The following is a 19,340-nucleotide window of genomic DNA, read 5'->3' on the forward strand; positions in this document are numbered from 1 at the left end:
TTATGTCTCATCACTGTCGCCCCCGGAACAATCAGGGGGTGGCAGTTTCCTTATAAATTTCAAAAATTCGCTCATGGGCCAGATAGCGGTCCCGCTCCTTATCCAGAAGATATCGCTTAATGGCATCAAGTCGACTTAAAATTTCTGCCTCCAGTATCTGTTGAAGTTCTTGCTTCACCTGGACAATCTCTTGTTTCAATTTTTTATGATTTCGTTTCACCCCATGGTAGGCCTGGGATTTGATGCGAATGCGCATTTCCACCAATTTATTGCGTTTTTCATCGTGTTCCCCGCCAAGGGATGCCACTTCAGGAATGAGATCTGCAAAATGGGTCACAGCAATGATATCTTTTCCTGCGGCCCAGTATCCCATTAAAAACTCCGGTTCCAGATCCTTGTAATTCTGCAGGGGCATGTACATGCGCCGCAAATGAAGCAGCACTTTTTCCGTTTTTTTACGATGCCCGCCAATGATCACCGATCCCCCCACCTCAGCCTTTCTAACCCCCTTGGTCCAGGGGGCTCCGGTGATGCCAAAATCGTTGCACAGCGGAATTCTCAACAACGCCGACAGGGTGTTTAAGGCCAGGGCATATCCCGCCGACGGCCCCCCCACATTGTAAGAGGCAGACAACAGCTGATGGTGAATGGCATACCGTTTTAAAAAATCTTCAAAAAGGCCGGCAATGTTAATGTCCCCGGAAAGCTCCTGGAGATAATTTTTCACCATGGTCAAGGCCTCCCTTGCCGACTGCCGGGTCATCTGCACGGCCAGATCCATCTGGGCCGCACTGTCCGCCGGAGAGGACACGGCCCCTGTAACCAGAATATGTTCCTGTTTTAAACGGCTGGTGAGACTGGTTGCGATGGGAAGCAAAATCCCCGTCATTTCATTGGCCCCCACCCCGATGATAAAGCCCACCTGGGCTTCCTGACTCAACTCTGCCTCCAGAAATTCATTGAGCTGCACATGTCCTTTACGCACAGGACTTTTGGAAATTTCCTTACGGGCGGACTCCAGATGGGTCTGGCCAATGGGGTACTCTTTTTCATTGTTGATGCGCTTTGCCAATTTAAGAATGGTGGCATAGCGGCGGACAAAATGAATGGGGTCTCCCTGGATTTCCGCCTTGAGCAAAGGAGGGGCATTCATGGCATCCAGAATTCCCATGAGGGTTTTAAAATTAAATTTAATGAAATTGATCTTATCTGTTTCCGAAGAATCCTTAAGCTCTCTGAGGTTAAGAAGGACTTTATACTCCGTGGAACAAAGGGCAATGGCCTTTTCCGTAAAAGCTGAGAAATCAGCAGGACTGTTGCAGATCCCCTGGGCCGTTTCAATGATCCGCTCCACGGAGATCTGACGTCCATGGGCAATGGCGGCAAATTGTTTTTTGATGATATCGGCAATGTCCTTTTGACGCAGATGTCCGGAGACCTCAAGAACCTTAAGCCGTTTGGAGCGGATAAGGGCCGGGTCCAGAATATCCAGACGGTTGGTGGTGAGAACGGTGAACACCTTGTTCAATGGAATTTCACCATCAATGATGTTTAAAAATTTATTGGTCACCGCATCGGAGGGAGCGCCCCCTGACGGGCTTCTCCGGGGTGCCAGGGAATCGCCTTCATCAAAAAACACCACAGCCGGCGCAATCATCTTGGCAATGTCATACACCCGGTCCAGGTTCGCCACCACCCCATGGATGGGATTGGTGGGATCCTGGAGGGCTGCAGGGCTTGTGGCAATGTCATGAACATGGTCACTTTCACTCAGCCAGGTGCGCACCAGAAAAGTTTTACCGCTCCCCGGGGGCCCTGTAAGCACCACGCCTTTGTCTTCACTCACTCCATAGGTGAAACAATTGTTGGCCATCTCGCTGAATTTATCTTTGATATTGCCCACATATTCCTCCCAGGGGGCATTGCGATCCATGCGATCCACCACTTTTTTATACAATTCCCCGTACACATTCCGGGCCACCAGTTGAAAGGCATTGCGCACCAGAAAAGGATCTTCCAGCATGTCCGGTTCAAAACGCTCTTTCATGTCTATCACCGACTCCACCAGTTTTCGAACATAGGCAGGGGTTACCTTGAGACTGCGCTCCCGGAAAACACCATAAATTTTTTCCACTGTGAGATTCAGGGGGCTGTGGTCTCCGTCATCTTCCATGGTAAGATTATGCCGTCTCAGCTCCAGCAGCACAATCTGCTTTAAATTTAAAGGGTTCATCCAGTATTCAGACACATCAATGATCCGACCCTTTTCCACAAAACGCCGATAAATGGACGGATCAAACCGATGGGCCTGGTCTGTGGTGGCCACAATAAAACAGTCCCGGGTGCCGTTCATGATCTCATCAAGTACAATATTGGCGGTGTCAATGAGGGAACGCTGCTGACCCGAAGCCCCCATCTCCCTGCTCTCAGCCTTGCCAAAGGCGCTGTGGGCCTCTTCCACATGGCGAATGGCCGTGACCCGGGGATGTCCCATGGCCTTTCGAAAAAGATTGCCCGGTTCCCCGGCATAGGCGGTCTGATAATCATTGGGGGTGATGGTGGCGTAATCCACCACAATTCCCCGCTCTTCAAATTGGGTAAGGTTCTCCAGAATTCTTTTTTTAAACATGCGGTTCACCAGGGGAATTCTGGAAAGCCGTCGGTAAAATCGCCGGACCCGTCCCATGGCAAGTGCCATGGCAAATTCGGGGTCCACATCTTCCAAATTGGTAAAAAGTCCTTCTTTGGCCAGGATTTCATCCCGTTTCACCCGCCAGTCAATGGTGGGAATCACCTCATCTTTAAAAATAACCTCATCAATACCCTCCTGAACAGTGGCGGTTTTACCACTGCCGCTGGCACCTTCCACCAACAGCAAGGGAGCCTTGGGAACGTCCTGCCCGGTGAGATATTCCTTTCGAATGTGGGCCCGGTATATTTTTTCAATGATCTCTTCCACCTCCACCGGCACATGGATATCGGTGAGATGGCTGTCAAGGATGGCCAGCAAATATTGACGTTCCGCCGAACTTAACTCTTTTTCAATGATTTTATTCCACGATTTTCCCGGATGGGTTTCGCCGGAATACCTGAAACGTTTTTTCCAGTCAGTGAGGATATCAGGATCATTTAACACATGCATACGCCTGTTTTTCCGCCGTAAAAAAAACAACCGGAAAAAAGCCGCCTTTATCCATTTAAATATCCGGGAACCGGGCTGATATTGATTCAACCGAGCCCTCATAAAGGCCCGGGTTTCATGGGACCAGGAATCCACCAGACGATCAATGCGTTCTATTTGTGTTTCAGGGAGACGAATGTGGGTTTTCTCTTTGGTCAGCCGTCTTGGCATGGAATACCTCCGGAAAGTATTGTGGGTGTCATACCCGACACGTGCATCCCCTATTGAAGCAAATACAATCTGAATCCGTGATTACAACATGCAGGTAACAGTTACCCAAACAATAAAATACCATGGGTGAAATCCTTTGTTGGAATGCTTATTTATCCAACACCTTGTTTTCTTGTTTCACCGGGGTGCATTTCACGGGATCAGGTGGAAGGGTCAGGGCTGGAACTATCCCGCTGTCATGCATCACAAAGGTTTTTTGTCCGGTCTGGTTGGCATAGGCCGTGGCCCATTTCTGCTGGGTTAAAAACTGCAAAAGATCCGTACTGATCCCCTGTTCTTCTCCCCCCAAAGCATCCTGGAGAGAGCTGATACTGTCAAGATAGGCCTTATACAGTTTACGAATGCGGTCAGCCTCCTGATCTGCGGCATAATTGGCGGCCTCGGCAATGAGCTCCCTTCGTTTTTTCTCCTCTGTGGCCTCCACCAACTTATCGCCGAATCGGGTTTCCCGGAGCACAAAACTGACCACCTCCATACCGTATTTTTCTTCCAGGGTGGGACCGTTTTCATTAATGGGTCGGGATTTTAATGCATTAAAAATTTTTTCCTTAATCTGTTCCCGGTCACTGATGAGGCTGTCCACCTTCTGGGCCTGGAGAATATCCTTGACAATACCGTCAAAATCGCCCTGGAGCAGATCCCGGGGAAAAAGATTTTCTATGGCCCACACCTTGAGATTGTTAATGCGGTAGGTGAGCACCGCCGAGGTCCACAAGGCAACATTTTCTTTGGAAATAATGCGCATGGGTTCCATGGTGTTACCAAGATAAAGGCTCTGGTTCATCAGGGGCACATCCTGCTCTATGCGCGTAAAAAAAGGAAGCCTGGCGTGCCATCCCACCTTGGTCACAGCCTTTCTTGTGCCGTTGAGCTGCTCTATGACCATGGCATAGTTGAGTTTCACCTTGTAAATCACCCGGGTGGAATAAATGATGGCCACAAGGCTGTAAAGGGTGGCAAAAACAAATAAAAAAAACATGAGCCTGCGAAGAAAAATTCCCACCCGTGCCCGCTGGAGAAAAATGGGTACTGCCTTTTCATCCGTCATGCTAACTCCTTTTAAGTTTTTTTTATATGAAATACTCCGCAAACCAAGGGTGTATTTCAAGCTTTGTTGTGGGCAGGCCCAGGCCAGAATAAGGTCTGCCCGCGGCAGTTATATCCGCAATTTTTAACGCCCGAAAGGGCAACCGAATCTGCAATTTAATTTGCAAGCCCCTGAATTTTTAGTTCAGGGGATATTGACTATATTTCTACTGTGGGCAAATGGGGAGACTGACAACTAAAACTTCAGATGTGTCTACAGGTTATCATATATCCTGGACGAATTTTACATTATTAGTGAAGAAAGCATAACCCAAACTGCAAAAAGGGTCAATTTTTTTTTAACAAGAGCCATGGCTGCAGGGGCAATATTGGGGAGACGATGCAAAGTAAGCATCTGCCGCCTGCTTGTATGCCTCTCTGTCCCGGGCCTTTAACAATTTTTTTAAAGGCTTTCTGCTGTTTTTAAAGGAAGGACCGATATAAGCCCAGAACCCCTTCATGCGGCCTGTGACATGCACAGGACCAAAAAATTTTTCCGAATAGGTGTAAAACAGCTCATCATGGAAGGCTTTGATGATCTCAAGCTCCCGGGAATGATCCCAGGAAAGGCCTTTAATTCTGGCGGGCAGAAACGGATCCGCCAATATTCCCCTGCCTATCATGAATTTACCAATTTTGGGAAATCGGGCCTGGATGGTTTTAAATTTTTCCAAAGAGGTGATATCTCCATTGTACACCAGGCAGTGATCGGTGTGTCGGCTCACCCGTTCAAAGGCGTCAACATCAGCCTCACCCTCGTACATCTGCACGCCGGTTCTGGGATGAACAATGATCTCTTCCAGGGGATATTTTTCAAACACCGGCAAGAGCTTAAAAATTTCGTCCTTATCCTTTCTGCCCAGTCTCACCTTTACGGATAACCTGCACACCCCGCTGGCAAACACCTCCTCCAAAAGTGTCTCCACCATATCCGGCCAGGGCAATATGCCTGATCCGCGTCTTTTCTTGGCTATCTTGGAATGGGGGCACCCCATGTTCCAGTTCATGGTGTCGTATCCGTATTGACTGAGGTGCTGTGCCATGAAGATAAAATCCCCCCCCACATTGCCAAGAATCTGGGGAACCACGGGAAGGTTGGGGTTGTTTTCGGGCAAAAGATCTTTGATGCGGGCGGGCTTAAGGCGCTGCTCCCCCATGGTGGAAACAAAGGGTGCCAGGGCCTCATCCACCCCTGAAAAATGGTTGGTATAAATTTCTCTGAAAACTGCATCTGTATAGCCCTGTAACGGCGCCAATATCAATTTTACGTCCATATTTTTCCTTATAACCGCCACGGACGGACCGTATTCTGATCCCGTTCCGCCCACAACAAAACTTGAAATACATCCCCGGTTTGCGGAGTATTTCATATAAAACTGCCATGGGCAAACCTTATTTTGATCCGGCTCTGCCCACAATGAAAGATGAAACCCTAATTATTACAACTCTTTGGATGGAGTCTCATATAAATCCAGACACAACAGGACATTTTTCATCAAAAATTTAATTTATTTTTCAGCCCCTGTGCCTGGGATCAAGTTAACATTATCGTATTGATGTTTTTTATCCCAGCCCTGCCGATAATACAAGTCCGGGACCATGGAAGGCAATATTTTCGTTCCATTTTTTTGCAGTAATCAGTTTTTTTCACAGGCAATCCGGGGTGACAATTAAAAACACTTGACAATTGGATCTAAAAATAGAATATATATTCTAACATTGAAATACTAATGGAGAATATATAATGGATATTTCAAGAAAAGAACGAGATGATTTAAGACGACAACGGGAAATCATGGAAGCGGCCCTTTCCATATTTGCAGCCCAGGGATTTCATGGCACCACCATGGCCCAGATCAGTGAAGTTGCCCAATACCCCCTTGGAACCATATATAAATATTTCTCCAGCAAGAAACAGATTTACCATGATCTTGTCATGGAGCGGGTCCACCAGTTAGGGGATATTCTCTATGAAATCAGCATTCAACCAGACCTTTCCCCCACGGAAAAATTAAAACAATTTTTATTTGCCAAATCAAAATTTTACCGCACAAACAGTGAATTTATTCGTATTTATATATCCGAGCGCAGCACCATTGATTCGGTACTCCTGCCCAAACTGAATCAAAAGGTAAACCGCATGAATGATAAAATGGTATCCCTGTTTCAAAAAACCTTTGAACAAGGCCGGGACAATGAATTTAAATCCTATCCCCCCCGGGAAATGGCCCTTTTGTTTACGGACATTGCCCATTCCGTGTCTTGGTCCTCCCTGTTTGAAGAACAAGATGACAAAATCCATCACAAACGACTTGAATTGATTTTCAATATATTTTTAAACGGCGTTGCCAAAAATCAAACTTCACAGGAGAATTAACCATGGCACAACACATTGCTGACAGACGGGACCAGGACTTTGTACTTCATGAGATGCTCAATCTTGCAGATCTTTCAAAACATGAACGGTTTGAAGATTTCAACAAAAAAACCATTGACATGGTCATCACCGAAGCCCGGAATCTGGCCATTAAGGAAATTCTCCCCACCCAGGCAGAGGGAGATGAAGTCGGTTGTATTCTCAAAGATGGTCAGGTTCATGTGCCCGAAGGCTTTCATAAACCCTACCGCCTTTTTTGTGAGGGGGAGTGGGTGGCCATGTGTGATGACCCGGAATATGGAGGGCAGGGCATGCCCAAAGCCCTTGCCATGGCAGCAGGGGAAATGTTCACCGGTGCCAATTGTTCTTTTATGATGTACCCGGGACTGACCCATGGAGCCGGTAAGCTTGTGGAAGAGTTTGGCACCGATGCCCAGAAAAAAACCTACCTTGCCAACCTTTACACAGGCAAATGGGGGGGGACCATGTGCCTCACCGAACCTGAAGCCGGTTCCGATGTGGGGGCCTTGAGCACCACCGCTGTCAGAAATGATGACGGTACCTTCTCCATCACCGGAAATAAAATATTTATCTCCGGTGGCGATCAAGATTTAACGGAAAACATCGTTCATCCGGTATTGGCCCGCATTGAAGGTGCCCCGGCCGGCACCAAGGGGATTTCCCTTTTTCTGGTTCCCAAATACAAAATAAATGAAGACGGCACCCCCGGGGAACCCAACAATGTGGAGTGCACCGGCATTGAAAAGAAAATGGGCATCCACGGCAACACCACGGCATCACTGTCCTTTGGTGCTAAAGGGACCTGTATTGGGGAGCTTCTGGGGGAAGAAAACAAAGGCATGAAAGCCATGTTTGTCATGATGAATGAGGCCCGGCTGGGCACCGGCATGCAGGGATTCGGCTTTGCCACGGCATCTTACATAAATGCCGTAAATTATGCAAAAGAACGGGTCCAGGGAACAGATCTTTTAAAAATGTTTGATAAAAATCCCCAATCCGTGTCCATTATCAAGCATCCTGATGTGAGAAGGCAGCTCATCTCCATGAAGGCCTATGTGGAAGGCATGCGCACCCTGCTTTATTACACCGGCCTTTTATTTGACAAGGTGAACCTGGCTGAAGATGAAAAGGAAAAAGCCCGTTACAAAGGGCTTATTGAACTTTTGACCCCCATCTTAAAAGCCTATTGCACGGACCGATCCTTTGAAGTGTGCGCCCAGGGTATCCAGGTATATGGCGGATATGGATATATCCGGGAATATCCCCAGGAACAACTGCTCCGGGATTGCAAAATCACCAGCATCTATGAAGGGACCAACGGCATCCAGGCCATGGATCTTCTGGGCAGAAAACTTGGCATGAACAAAGGCAAACCGTTTATGGATCTTCTGGGTGAAATGAATAAAACCATGGCAGCGGCAAAGGAAATCGAAACCCTTGTGCCCATGGCGGAAAAATTTGAAACCGCTGTGAACCGTCTGGGCGAAGTGGCCATGCACATGGGGATGACCGCCATGTCAGAACAGGTGCTCAATGCCTTTGCTGCGGCCCACCCCTTCCTGGATGTCACCGGTGATGTGGTCATGGCATGGTTTCATCTCTGGCGGGCCGTGGTGGCTGCCCCGAAAATTGAAAAAGCCAAGAAAAAAGATGTGGCCTATTACCAGGGTCAGGTGTCCACTGCCGATTATTTCATCACCTGCCAGCTTCCCACCACTTTGGGTAAAATGAATGGACTGACCACCAATTATACACCGGTCATGGAAATGCCCGAGGCGGCTTTCATCGGATAAATTTCATTTTTTTTATATGAAATACTCCGCAAACCGGGGGCGTATTTCAAGTTGTGTTGTGGGCAGAACCGCATCAGAATAAGGTCTGCCCGTGGCAGTTATATGAAATACTCCGTAAATAAGAGGCGTACTTCATGCTTTGTTGCGGGCAGATCCGGATCAGAATAAGGTCCGCCCGTGGCGGTTATAGAAAATGGCATTATGCCGCCCCCCGAGGGCAATGGGCCCGGCCGGAACTGTGGACAGCTCAATTGGCCGATTCCTATTACCCCCCGGGGGGCTCTGCTGAGGGGAATTGAAGTTCCCCTTTTCATATCAAACGGCTCCGGCTGGACCGTATTTTGATTTCGATCCGCCCGGGACGGTTATTTCAGGTTAATAAAAAGAACCGAAACAAGTCATATAAACCCACTCTGCGTATTAAAATCCCCCCCTTTTTCACCGCCTTTTTTGAATTTCATTCATTTAATAAATAGTGCAACCTAAAAAAAGTCTTTGACAAAATAAAGAAGATTCATTTATACATCTTAATTATAAATAGACTGAGCGCTCGTTAGGAAAATCAAAAAGCTTGATTTCAATTAATCTTTTATTCTTTTCTTAACAAAAACTCATTCCTAAATTCCTGAATCTGGAATCTAAAAAGAAGTAAAAAACAGGTGGCGGTCATCCCCGTTGTCTGACCCAAACAAGGGACTCAGAACATATTAATTTACCATTTATAGCGTCTGGAAAGTAATTATTTAAAAATATCAGCTTAATTAGACGGTGGATTAAAATCTGCTGGCTCCCTGATTGATGATATATTTTTTGTGTTGGCATATAACATCAGTTTCCCAAAAGTTATCATCAATTAATAAATCATAATCACACAGGCAATATTCATTTTAACGACATCCCGTCGAAACCGGTATCCCAAGGAGAGAACCTATGGCCATGGAAAATCTGTACAAAGAAGTCATGGAAATTAACATGATGGAAGACAACGACAATAAAGAAGCTGCTGCCAAGGCATTCTTTGAGAAATTGAACTTCATGGAACTTCCTGAATACTTCAACTGGGCTGAAGAAATTTTTGAAGGCCTCCATGTCAAGGAGCGTGGCGATCACACAGCTTTGGTGTGGACGGATATCGCAACCAAGGAAGAAGCCTCTTTTACTTATTCCCAATTTGCTGCCAGGGGTAATCAATGTCTCAATGCCCTTCGCGGTGCAGGAATTGAAAAAGGGGACAATATGTACATGATGAACCCCATTGTTCCTGAAACCTGGTTTTCCCACTATGCCTGTGTCAAGGGCGGGCTTGTCAATGTTCCCACGGCCACCAGCATGACCATGCGTGAGCTGCAATTTCGTTTTGAAGCCTATGCACCGGATTGCATCGTATGTGCTGAAGAATTCACAGAGCTCATGGATGAAGCCCTGAAAGAGACCGGCACCGCTCCTAAAATCAAAATCGTACTGGGTGCCAAAGAGGGATGGGTCAGCTATACTGAACTTGAAAAACAGGCAGAAACCGCAGAAGCGGCCAAAACAAAATCAGACGATGTCATTTTCTGCTTTTTCACCTCCGGCACCACCGGGCTGCCCAAACGTGTGGGACACACTGCAGGATCATATCCCATAGGCCATCTGTCCACCTCGGTTCTCACCGGCATCCAACCCACGGATATTCACCACAACTTAAGTGCCCCGGGCTGGGCCAAATGGGCCTGGAGCAGCTTTTTTGGCCCCTTGAATGTGGGTGCCACCGTTGCAGGGTTTAACTTCACAGTTCTTGACGGCAAACAATATCTTGAGGCCATTGAAAAACATAAAGTTTCTATCTTTTGTGCGCCCCCCACTGCCTGGAGAATGTTCATCAACATGGACATGTCCAAATATGATCTATCTTCCCTGCGTCAGTCCATTGGTGCAGGAGAACCCCTGAACCCGGAGGTTATCACCCAGTGGAAAGAAGCCACAGGCACTGAAATCCGTGATTTTTACGGCCAGACTGAATCCACAGCCATGATCGGTAATCCCCCGTGGATGAAAGGCAAAATGAAATCCGGTTCCTTTGGATATCCCTCATTCATGTACGATGTGGCCCTGGTTGACGATGAAGGAAAAGAGATCACTGTACCGGATGAGCCCGGTCACATTGTGGTAAAGCTTGACAAATGGCGGGCCATCGGCCTTTTCACCGAATACATCGGCAGCCCGGAAAAAATGGCATCGGTTTTTGTGGACAACTATTATTACACCGGCGACCGGGCATCCATTGATACCGACGGATACTGGTGGTTTGTGGGCCGGGCCGACGATGTGATCAAATCCTCTGATTTCCGTGTGGGTCCCTTTGAGGTGGAAAGCGCCCTTGTGGAGCATCCCTCTGTGGGTGAAGCTGCGGTCATCGGATCCCCTGATCCCAAACGCCATCAGCTGGTCAAGGCCTATGTAATTCTCAATGCAGGATTTGAACCCTCAAGGGAGCTTGCCCTGGAAATTTTCCAGCACACCATCAACATCCTTGCCAAATTCAAAATTCCAAGAATCATTGAATTTGTTACAGAGGTTCCCAAAACCATCAGTGGTAAAATCAGACGTATTGAGCTGCGGGAAAATGAAGTTGCCCGTAAAGAAAAGGGCGAAGGTCCTGCCAGCGAAGAATATTTCTACTGGGACTTTCCGGAACTGAGTTCCAAAAAGAAATAAGTCTATCTCCATATCATACCCCTGGAATCAAGGGGTGTGATACCTTTTAAAAATCGTTACGGGCGGACCCATATCAACATACGGTCCGCCCGTGGCGGTTATATAAAACTCCAGCCAAAGATCTGTAATAATTAGAGTTTAAATTTTATTGCGGCAAGTCAACCCCCAATATGATCTGCCCATGGCAGTTATATGAAACGGCACACATTAAAAACCGGACTCAAAACTCAGGTTCAGGATCAAAGGGCATTTCGATTTCCACTTCACTGCCGCCACTGCGTGCCATTTTTGCGTGGGGATAGCGCTTCTGGAACACACGGATCATTTTCCTGTTTTCCGCAAGCACTGTGGCTGTAAATCGTTTGTATTGATTTTCCTTGGCAATGTTTTCCAGAAGATCCAGAAGATGGGAACCAATGCCCATGCTGTGTATCTCTTCCTTTACCACAAATGCAACTTCTGCGGTTTCCCTGTCAATTTCAGCATAGGAACCAATGGCGACGATCTGTTTTCGTTTACCCAGTTGACGAAATCCAATGATGGACATATTCCTGCGATAATCCACACTGGCCCACTGGCCCTGGAGCATTTTTCTGGAAAAAACTTTTCTTTTGTGAAAAAAACGATAATAAATGGTGTTTTCCTGGAGGGAATAGAAAAAATGCCGGGATTCAAACTCATCCGACGGCAACAACGGCCTGAAACTGATGCTTTTCCCCATGGGCAGGGACATGGTGGAGTGGTAATTATCGAGAAAAAGCAGGTCCTGGCTGGTGGGGGGCAGTTGATCCGGAAAGATATAACGCCGCTTTTTTGCCTCTTCAATGAGCTGATTGCGAAATCTTGGATGGGCCACCTGGGCAAGTTCGATAACACGTTGATAAATGCTTTTACGCCGTAATTCTGCAATGCCGTATTCAGTGATCACAATGTCAATATCCCCCCGGGTGGTGGCCACACCGGCCCCTTCACTGAGGTGGGGAACAATGCGGGACACTTTTCCATTCTGGGCCGTGGAGGGAATGACAATGATGGAAAAGCCCCCTTTACTCAACGCGCTTCCCCGGATAAAATCCACCTGATCGCCAATACCGCTGTAAAAAAGATAGTCCTTTGAATCGGTGCAGATCTGACCGGTGAGGTCCAGTTCCAGGGCTGAACTGATGGAAATAAAATTATCATTTTTCGCAATCACATTGGGATCGTTAACAAATTCCGATGATCTGAAATAAAACATGGGATTGTCATTGACATAATCATAAAGCTCCCTTGACCCCATGCACAATGACGCCACGGCCCGGCCGGGAAGATAAGATTTATTGCGATTATTAATTACCTTTTTTTTGAAAAGCGGCAACAACCCGTCGGTGATCACCTGGGTGTGAAGTCCCAGATCCTTTTTGTCGTCCAGGTAGGAGACCACGGCATTGGGTAAATGCCCGAACCCCACCTGGATGGTGGCACCGTCATCCACCATCTGATTAATATAGTGGCCAATGCGTTCTGCCACATAATTATTTTTTTCCCGATGCTGCATTTCCACCACAGATTCTTCATGGAGCACCAGAAAGTCAATCTCATCCACATGGACAAGGCTGTCCCCCCAGGTTCTTGGCATCTCAGGGTTTATCTGGGCAATCACCGTCATGGCACTTTGCATACCTGCAAGTGTGATATCAACGGATATGCCAAGACTGCAGAATCCAAAACGATCCGGGGGACTCACCTGGATGAGGGCCACATCCAGACCGATTTCCTGGGAATAAAAAATCTGGGGAATCTGGGAAAGATAGACAGGTATATAATCAATTTTTCCCTCAAAGGCGGCCTGCCGCATGGAAACACTGATAAAAAAAAGCTTGAGACTGAAACGATTCAAAAAATTGGGATCTTCCACATATCTGGCAAGTGTGGAGGAGAGCATCTGATATATAATTATATCCTGTATGTGCGGGTCATCCACCATGGCTTTGATAAGTTGCTGGGGCTCTCCACAGCCCGTACCCACAAAAACCCTGCTTCCATTTTTAATTTTCTGAACAGCCTCTTCCGGTGTAAATATTTTTTCTGGACAGTATTTTGTCACATCCATATTCTTTTCCCGGGCCTCTTCTTTGGTCCAATTAAGGCCAGTTTTCTTACATGATTTAAAAGAACATCCCCAAAATAAGGGGAAGCTAAGATTTCATTTATCAACCTGCTCCAAGGATATTATGGGACCCTTTCAGGGTCAAGCAGAACCTTGGATTATTTTTTTGGCAGGAATAAGGCCTGTGGCCGCAGCAGAGACAATGTTACCGGCCACACCGGGACCGTCTCCTGCCACATAAATCCCCTTTACAGGGGTTTCCAGGTGGGCATCTGTTTTCATTTGGGTGGCAAAAAATTTAATTTCCGGCGCATAGAGCAGGGTCTCGTCATTGGAAACCCCCGGCACCACCAGATTCAAAGTTTCAAGCCCTTCAATGAGATTGGATAAAATGCGCTCGGGAAGGGCCATGGCAATGTCTCCACACACCACGTTGGTCATGGTGGGTTCAAGATATCCTTTTTTTATACGGTTCCAGGTGGAACGCCGCCCCCTTTTAAGATCCCCGAAACGCTGGAGAATGGGTTTGCCTCCGCCGATAATGCTTGCCAGGCGTCCAATGGATTCTCCATAGGCCTGATTATCGGTCACAGGCTCGGTGAGTACCACCTTGGAAAGAAAGGCAAAATTGGTGTTGCTGGACTTTTTATTGGTGTAGGCATGGCCGTTGACACACACAAAATCCTTGTAATTTTCCAGGGAAATAAATCCCCCCTGGTTGGTACAAAAGGTCCTTGTCTGATCATCATAGGTGGTGGTCTGTACAAAAAAAGTGGGGTCATAGATAATATTGCAAAGATCATCCATGATATCGTTGTGAACCTCCACCCGGACCCCCACTTCAATGCCCCGCTGGGAAAGGGGGATACCGTGTTTCTGGGCCAGATTTCCCACCCAGTTGGCTCCTATACGGCCAGGTGCCAGGATCACATTGTCAGTGAGGTATTCACCCTTGTCCGTGATCACCCGGTTCACCCGCCCGTTTTCAACCCCCACATCCATGACCTCCTCCGAGGTGTGTATGGTCAGGCCCCTGTTTTGAATATAGTCTGCCATCCGGGCAATATATTCAGGTAAATTATTACTTCCCAGGTGTTTTTGTTTAATGAGCAGCAAATCAATCCCAAAACGCTTGGCATCCTTTCGAATCTCCCGGGCCTGCTCCAGATTGGTGGGGTACACCGGACCATCCATGCCAAAACGGGTAAAGATAACTTCGGTTTCATCAATGAGTTCCTGGGCCGCCCCCCGGGACAGAAACTGGGTGAGATCTGTTTTACCAAGGCGGGGAATAAAGTTCAGCTTTCCATCGGAGTACAGCCCTGCCCCCCCCACCCCGGACAAGATATTGCAAGGACTGCACTGGACACACTTCTGGGTGGTGTGATTGGGGCACTTCCGGGCCAGGGGCGCTTTTCCCTTTTCAATCATCAACACCTTGAGATTGGCATGCTCCATGAGATAATATGCTGAAAACAAGCCTGCCGGACCGCCGCCCACAATAATAACGTCATATTTCATTTTAAATTCCATGGCTTAATTGTAGCACTCATATTGGAAGCCGGGAGGGTAGGATATCCACCGCCCATAAATGCGCGATACCCACAAAAACCACTACTTTGATTTTAGCTTGCCAAGACCCGAGCCCATTACGAGCTTTTTTAAAAAGCAAACCTTTCATTTATACACCTATCACATACAATGTCAAATAAATTCAAAAAAATAACGGCCATGCCAAAAGCATGACCGTTGTTTTTTTACAAAATCATCTGGATCAATGGGTGAGAACAGGCATACCCATGAGGGGCCAGATAACGGCCACGGCAATCCCCACAATGAGCATAAGGATAACACTGGCCGGGATACCGTATTTAAAAAACTCACCGGTGGTGAATTGTTTGGAATCATAGGCAATGGCATTGGGAGCCGCCCCCACCAGAAGCAAAAAGGGCATACCGGCTGTGACAAGGGAAGCAAACACAATCACCTCGGGGGAAACCCCGAGATAAGGCGCAATGACAAGGGCCACGGGCAGTGATATGGCAATGGCTGCAACATTCATGATAAAATTGGTCATCATCATGACAAAAAAGGCAATACTCATGACAAACACAAACCAATGGGAATTTTGAAACATGGTGAGCCAGTTAATGGCCAGCCATTCCGCCGCACCGGTCTCCCAGAGACAAAAACCGATACTCATGGCACCGCCGAACAAAAGAATAATGTTCCAGGGAATGGATTCAAGATCTTTAAGATCAAGAATACCCAGAACAAAAAACAAAATGGTTGAAATCAGAATAATGGCTGTCTTATCCACTGGTTTTAGCATGGGAATAAAAGAGCGAAGGGACATGACGGCAATGCAGGAAAAAATAATAACAGCCGCCAAAATTTCATTTTTCGTTAAAGATCCCATTTCTGAATTGAGGCGTACGGCTTTTTCTCTAAGCCCGGGAATGCTTTTCTTTTCCGGTTTAAAAAAGATCATGAAAAACCCCCAAAGGATAAACACCATGACCCAGCCGATGGGAAACATATAATAACTAAGATCAAAAAAGGAAATTTCCGTTCCCACGATATCTTTATAAAACCCCAGAGCAACAGCCCCCCGGGCCGCCCCCAAAAGGGTGACAATGGAGCCTGCTCCTGCCACATAGGCCATGCCGATGAAGAGCCCTTTACCAAATTTTGTGGGGGTATCATCATCTGCATACATATGGTAAATGGTGAGAAGCAAAGGATACATGGTGGCGGCCACGGCGGTGTGGGCCATTATGTGGGTCAGGGCTGCGGTGACCACAAAGCAGCCCAGGTAAATCATGGAGGTTCTTTCCCCCACAATGGACAGCATTTTATAGGCCAGACGTTTTGTCAAACCCGTCTTTGTAAACACCATGCCAATAACAAGGGATGCAAAGATAAAAAGCACCGACGGGTCCATGAAATCCTTGAACGCCTTACTTGCAGGACGCACCATGAAAAGGACCTGTAAAACCCCGATGGTGAGGCTTGTAACCCCAATGGGAACCACTTCAAACACCCACCAGATGCCTGCCAGAAGAAAAACCGCAAGGGCCCCTTTGGCCTGGGGACTGAGCAGAAAATGTTTACCTGTGGGGTCCACGGCATCGGGCCATGCCGGACTGAAATTCACACCAAAAAAGAGAACCAGCCCCAGTATCAGAAAGAACCACCGCTTCCAGTCTATGGTTGAGTCATTTTGGACCAAGGTTTCTGTTGTCATAATCTTCACCAGCCCCGCTGTTTAATAATATTTTCAATTTCTGCCTTTCGAATTCGATCCTCATGCCTCATTTTAATACCGTGGGCCTCTCTTATTTTTTCTTCCAGCACATCGGTGTCCGCCGGCTTCAAAAGAAAATCAAAAGCACCCAGTTTCATTCCCTTGATGGCATTATCCACCGTTGCCTGACCAGTGAGCATAATCACCTCGGTGAGGGGAAGGCATTTTCTGATTTTTTCCAGTATTTCAAGACCGTCAATCTCCGGCATTTGAACATCCAGTACCACCACATCAAAATCGATCTCTTCAACTATTTCCAAAGCAGCCTTCCCGGAAAACACCGGTGTCACAGAGAATTCTCTGAGCTCCAGCCGCTGGGCCAGGGTTTGGGCGAAATCAACCTCATCATCCACAATCAACACTTTAATTTTCATTTTCTTCTCCATTGGATTTATGACACCCTTTATTGACCGGCTTGCACTTGCCGGGATGAGAACCCCATTTTCAGGCACCCATCCCCAAGGCTGTAACACAATTTCAAGGCATATAAAGGATATCAAATTTATGGTTATTACTATTTACTGCTTTTATTTTCACCGGCATCACCACCGGACAATTCCTTATTGCGATTTATCTTTTCGTAGGCTTTTTTCATGGTCTCTGCCAAAAGATCAATGTCTGCGGGTTTCTGGAGATAGGCAAAGGCACCAAGCTCCATGCAGGTCTCTTTATCCTTTTCCGTGCCATGGCCGGTGAGAATAATCACCTCAATCTCGGGCTTGGTTTTTTTAATCTCCCGAAGCACCTGGAATCCGTCAATTCCGGGCATCTTAAGATCAAGAACCATCACTTCGGCACCATCGCGATTAACGGTTTCCAGGGCATCTTCGCCGCTGTACACCACATTGCTGTTGATCTGACGAATCTGGAGCCGCTGGGAAAGGGTCTGTACAAACTCTTTTTCATCGTCCACCAGCAATACATGGAGCGGGGTCTCAAACTCAAAACTATAGGTGCTGTCTGACTTATAATAATTTTTACCGATCTTTGTCTCCACGGATGTGACCCCATCCACTTTTTTGGCAAGATCGGTGATTTTCTGTTTAAATTTAGAAAGCAAAAGTACATTTTTATCTATGGTTACAACAATCTCACCGTTATTGGCATACACTTTGAGTCCACCACCGGTGGTGGACAGAGCCACCTCCACCTGGGCTGCCAGGACAAAATCCCGGGCCTCTTTTTTCACAAATTCTTCGGACATGGATGCAAGGGTGGCATGGTGCTCAGAAATCAAGGCAACTGTGTCAGACACGGAAAGTTTATCCGAAGGGGCAACGATGTCATACAAGGAGTCATCCCAGGCTTTTTTACCGGTGAGTCCGTTGACCCATAGGATGGCCTGCTTATCCGCCAGGTTAACGGCCTGGGTTATCTCTTTTTCAGATTTGCCCGAAAGGGAGGTACCGTTCAGTATGCGGGTCTCTTTATCTGTCACGACAAGCACCCGGAGTACGTGGGTGGCCCATCGGGGGATGAGATGTCCCAAAATGCCGTGAAAAATAACATCGCCCTGTAAAACATGCTCGGCCATGGTTTTTTTCAACCCTGCAATGATTTTTTCTTTTTCATGGGTAAAATCATTAAAGGGAATCTGCTTGGAATCCAAAACCTTTTGAATATTGTCCAGACTGACACCCTGGTTCAAGGCCGTCTCTTCCATGATTTTTTCATCTGTGAGCACCTTGTATCCCAGTGCGGATGAAAGTTCTATAACAGTCTGATCTGAGTGGGTAAACAATGCTCCGGTTATTGAGATAACAGCCATGATATCCTCCTTATTATTTTCCATTAAAAACATTTTTTATCATTCAGCGGCAATGTGGCCCGGTTACCCGGCGCCGGGTTGGAACAGATAAAGTCTTATTTTTTATCATGGCACTGCAAGGTGGCATGGGCCATATCTGTTCTCAACATTTTAATCTATATTTGTTTTCTTACTTATATTCTTAGCAAGACCCATGCCAAAATTATTATTCCAATAAAATCAAATATTTAAAAAAACAAACACAATCACACAAGAACGCAATGAAACATTATAAAACACAACGAAGTTTTGCAATCAAGTCATTTTGAAACAAAATAAAACATAGTCGTTATGGCAGCCCTCATATTGCCCAAAAAGTAGCGTACACTTTTTTGAAAGCAAAATTACCCGGAAAAATGCAAAACAGAAATGAATCATGTCGTCATTGGAACGAAAATTTTTATGGAATGAATTTGGGCAGGAAAGGTTTGTTATGGGGGCCGGATTCAAAAAGAATTCAGCCCATTTGCGGGGAATATATTTTTTTTATATGAAATACTCCGCAAATCTGTGGAAAATTTCTATCTTTGTTGTGGGCGGAGCGGGATCAAAATACGGTCCGCCCGTGGCGGTTATATGAAATACTCCGTGAATAAGAGGTATATTTCAAGCTTTGTTGTGGGCTGACCGAGGTCAGAAGAAGGTCTGCCCATGGCAGTTTATAAGAAAGTAATTTTAAATATCATAATTTCAGACACATACAGAACGGTAGAACCATTCGGATATTTTTATAATAGACTTTCATTATTTG

Annotated in this window: 11 protein-coding genes; 3 read left to right on the forward strand and 8 right to left on the reverse strand. The window is 46.6% G+C overall.

Features of this window, described 5'->3' with window-relative positions; translation table 11 throughout:
- Nucleotides 1-31: 31 nt before the first annotated feature.
- The 3 genes from B9A32_RS14420 to B9A32_RS14430 form a co-directional block, all read right to left on the reverse strand.
- Entirely contained in the window at nt 32-3,352 is a 3,321-nt protein-coding gene (locus B9A32_RS14420) for an AAA family ATPase (RefSeq protein ID WP_084070154.1), read from the reverse strand.
- 148 nt (nt 3,353-3,500) lie between these two features.
- Complete coding sequence (locus tag B9A32_RS14425; RefSeq protein ID WP_084070155.1) at nt 3,501-4,460, reverse strand: SPFH domain-containing protein; 960 nt, start codon at nt 4,458-4,460, stop codon at nt 3,501-3,503.
- A gap of 337 nt (nt 4,461-4,797) precedes the next feature.
- Entirely contained in the window at nt 4,798-5,868 is a 1,071-nt protein-coding gene (locus B9A32_RS14430) for a tRNA dihydrouridine synthase (RefSeq protein ID WP_232367172.1), read from the reverse strand.
- Between the two features lie 374 nt (nt 5,869-6,242).
- Here B9A32_RS14430 and B9A32_RS14435 point away from each other — a divergent pair, with 374 nt between their 5' ends.
- The 3 genes from B9A32_RS14435 (at nt 6,243) to B9A32_RS14445 (ending at nt 11,386) form a co-directional block, all read left to right on the forward strand.
- Complete coding sequence (locus tag B9A32_RS14435) at nt 6,243-6,875, forward strand: TetR/AcrR family transcriptional regulator (RefSeq protein ID WP_084070156.1); 633 nt, start codon at nt 6,243-6,245, stop codon at nt 6,873-6,875.
- A gap of 2 nt (nt 6,876-6,877) precedes the next feature.
- Nucleotides 6,878-8,689 carry an acyl-CoA dehydrogenase gene (locus tag B9A32_RS14440; protein ID WP_084070157.1) on the forward strand — a complete coding sequence of 604 codons (1,812 nt, stop codon included), beginning with the start codon at nt 6,878-6,880 and terminating at the stop codon, nt 8,687-8,689.
- 930 nt (nt 8,690-9,619) lie between these two features.
- Complete coding sequence (locus B9A32_RS14445; protein ID WP_084070158.1) at nt 9,620-11,386, forward strand: acetate--CoA ligase; 1,767 nt, start codon at nt 9,620-9,622, stop codon at nt 11,384-11,386.
- A 220-nt stretch (nt 11,387-11,606) separates the two neighbouring features.
- Here B9A32_RS14445 and B9A32_RS14450 read toward each other — a convergent pair whose 3' ends face one another.
- From B9A32_RS14450 to B9A32_RS14470, 5 genes are all read right to left on the reverse strand, one after another.
- The gene (locus B9A32_RS14450) at nt 11,607-13,478 is read right to left on the reverse strand and encodes a bifunctional acetyl-CoA hydrolase/transferase family protein/GNAT family N-acetyltransferase (protein ID WP_084070159.1); all 1,872 of its coding nucleotides are present in this window, start codon (nt 13,476-13,478) and stop codon (nt 11,607-11,609) included.
- A 138-nt stretch (nt 13,479-13,616) separates the two neighbouring features.
- Complete coding sequence (locus B9A32_RS14455; protein ID WP_084070160.1) at nt 13,617-14,996, reverse strand: NAD(P)/FAD-dependent oxidoreductase; 1,380 nt, start codon at nt 14,994-14,996, stop codon at nt 13,617-13,619.
- 253 nt (nt 14,997-15,249) lie between these two features.
- On the reverse strand, nt 15,250-16,722 hold the full coding sequence (locus B9A32_RS14460; protein ID WP_084070161.1) for an SLC13 family permease: 1,473 nt from the start codon (nt 16,720-16,722) through the stop codon (nt 15,250-15,252).
- Nucleotides 16,723-16,727: 5 nt separating this feature from the next.
- Complete coding sequence (locus B9A32_RS14465; RefSeq protein WP_084070162.1) at nt 16,728-17,156, reverse strand: response regulator; 429 nt, start codon at nt 17,154-17,156, stop codon at nt 16,728-16,730.
- Nucleotides 17,157-17,296: 140 nt separating this feature from the next.
- Nucleotides 17,297-18,550 (reverse strand): response regulator, encoded by a 1,254-nt coding sequence (locus tag B9A32_RS14470; protein WP_170923845.1) that lies wholly within the window; start codon nt 18,548-18,550, stop codon nt 17,297-17,299.
- Nucleotides 18,551-19,340 lie beyond the last annotated feature (790 nt).

It is taken from the genome of Desulfocicer vacuolatum DSM 3385 (assembly GCF_900176365.1).
GTDB lineage: Bacteria > Desulfobacterota > Desulfobacteria > Desulfobacterales > Desulfobacteraceae > Desulfocicer > Desulfocicer vacuolatum.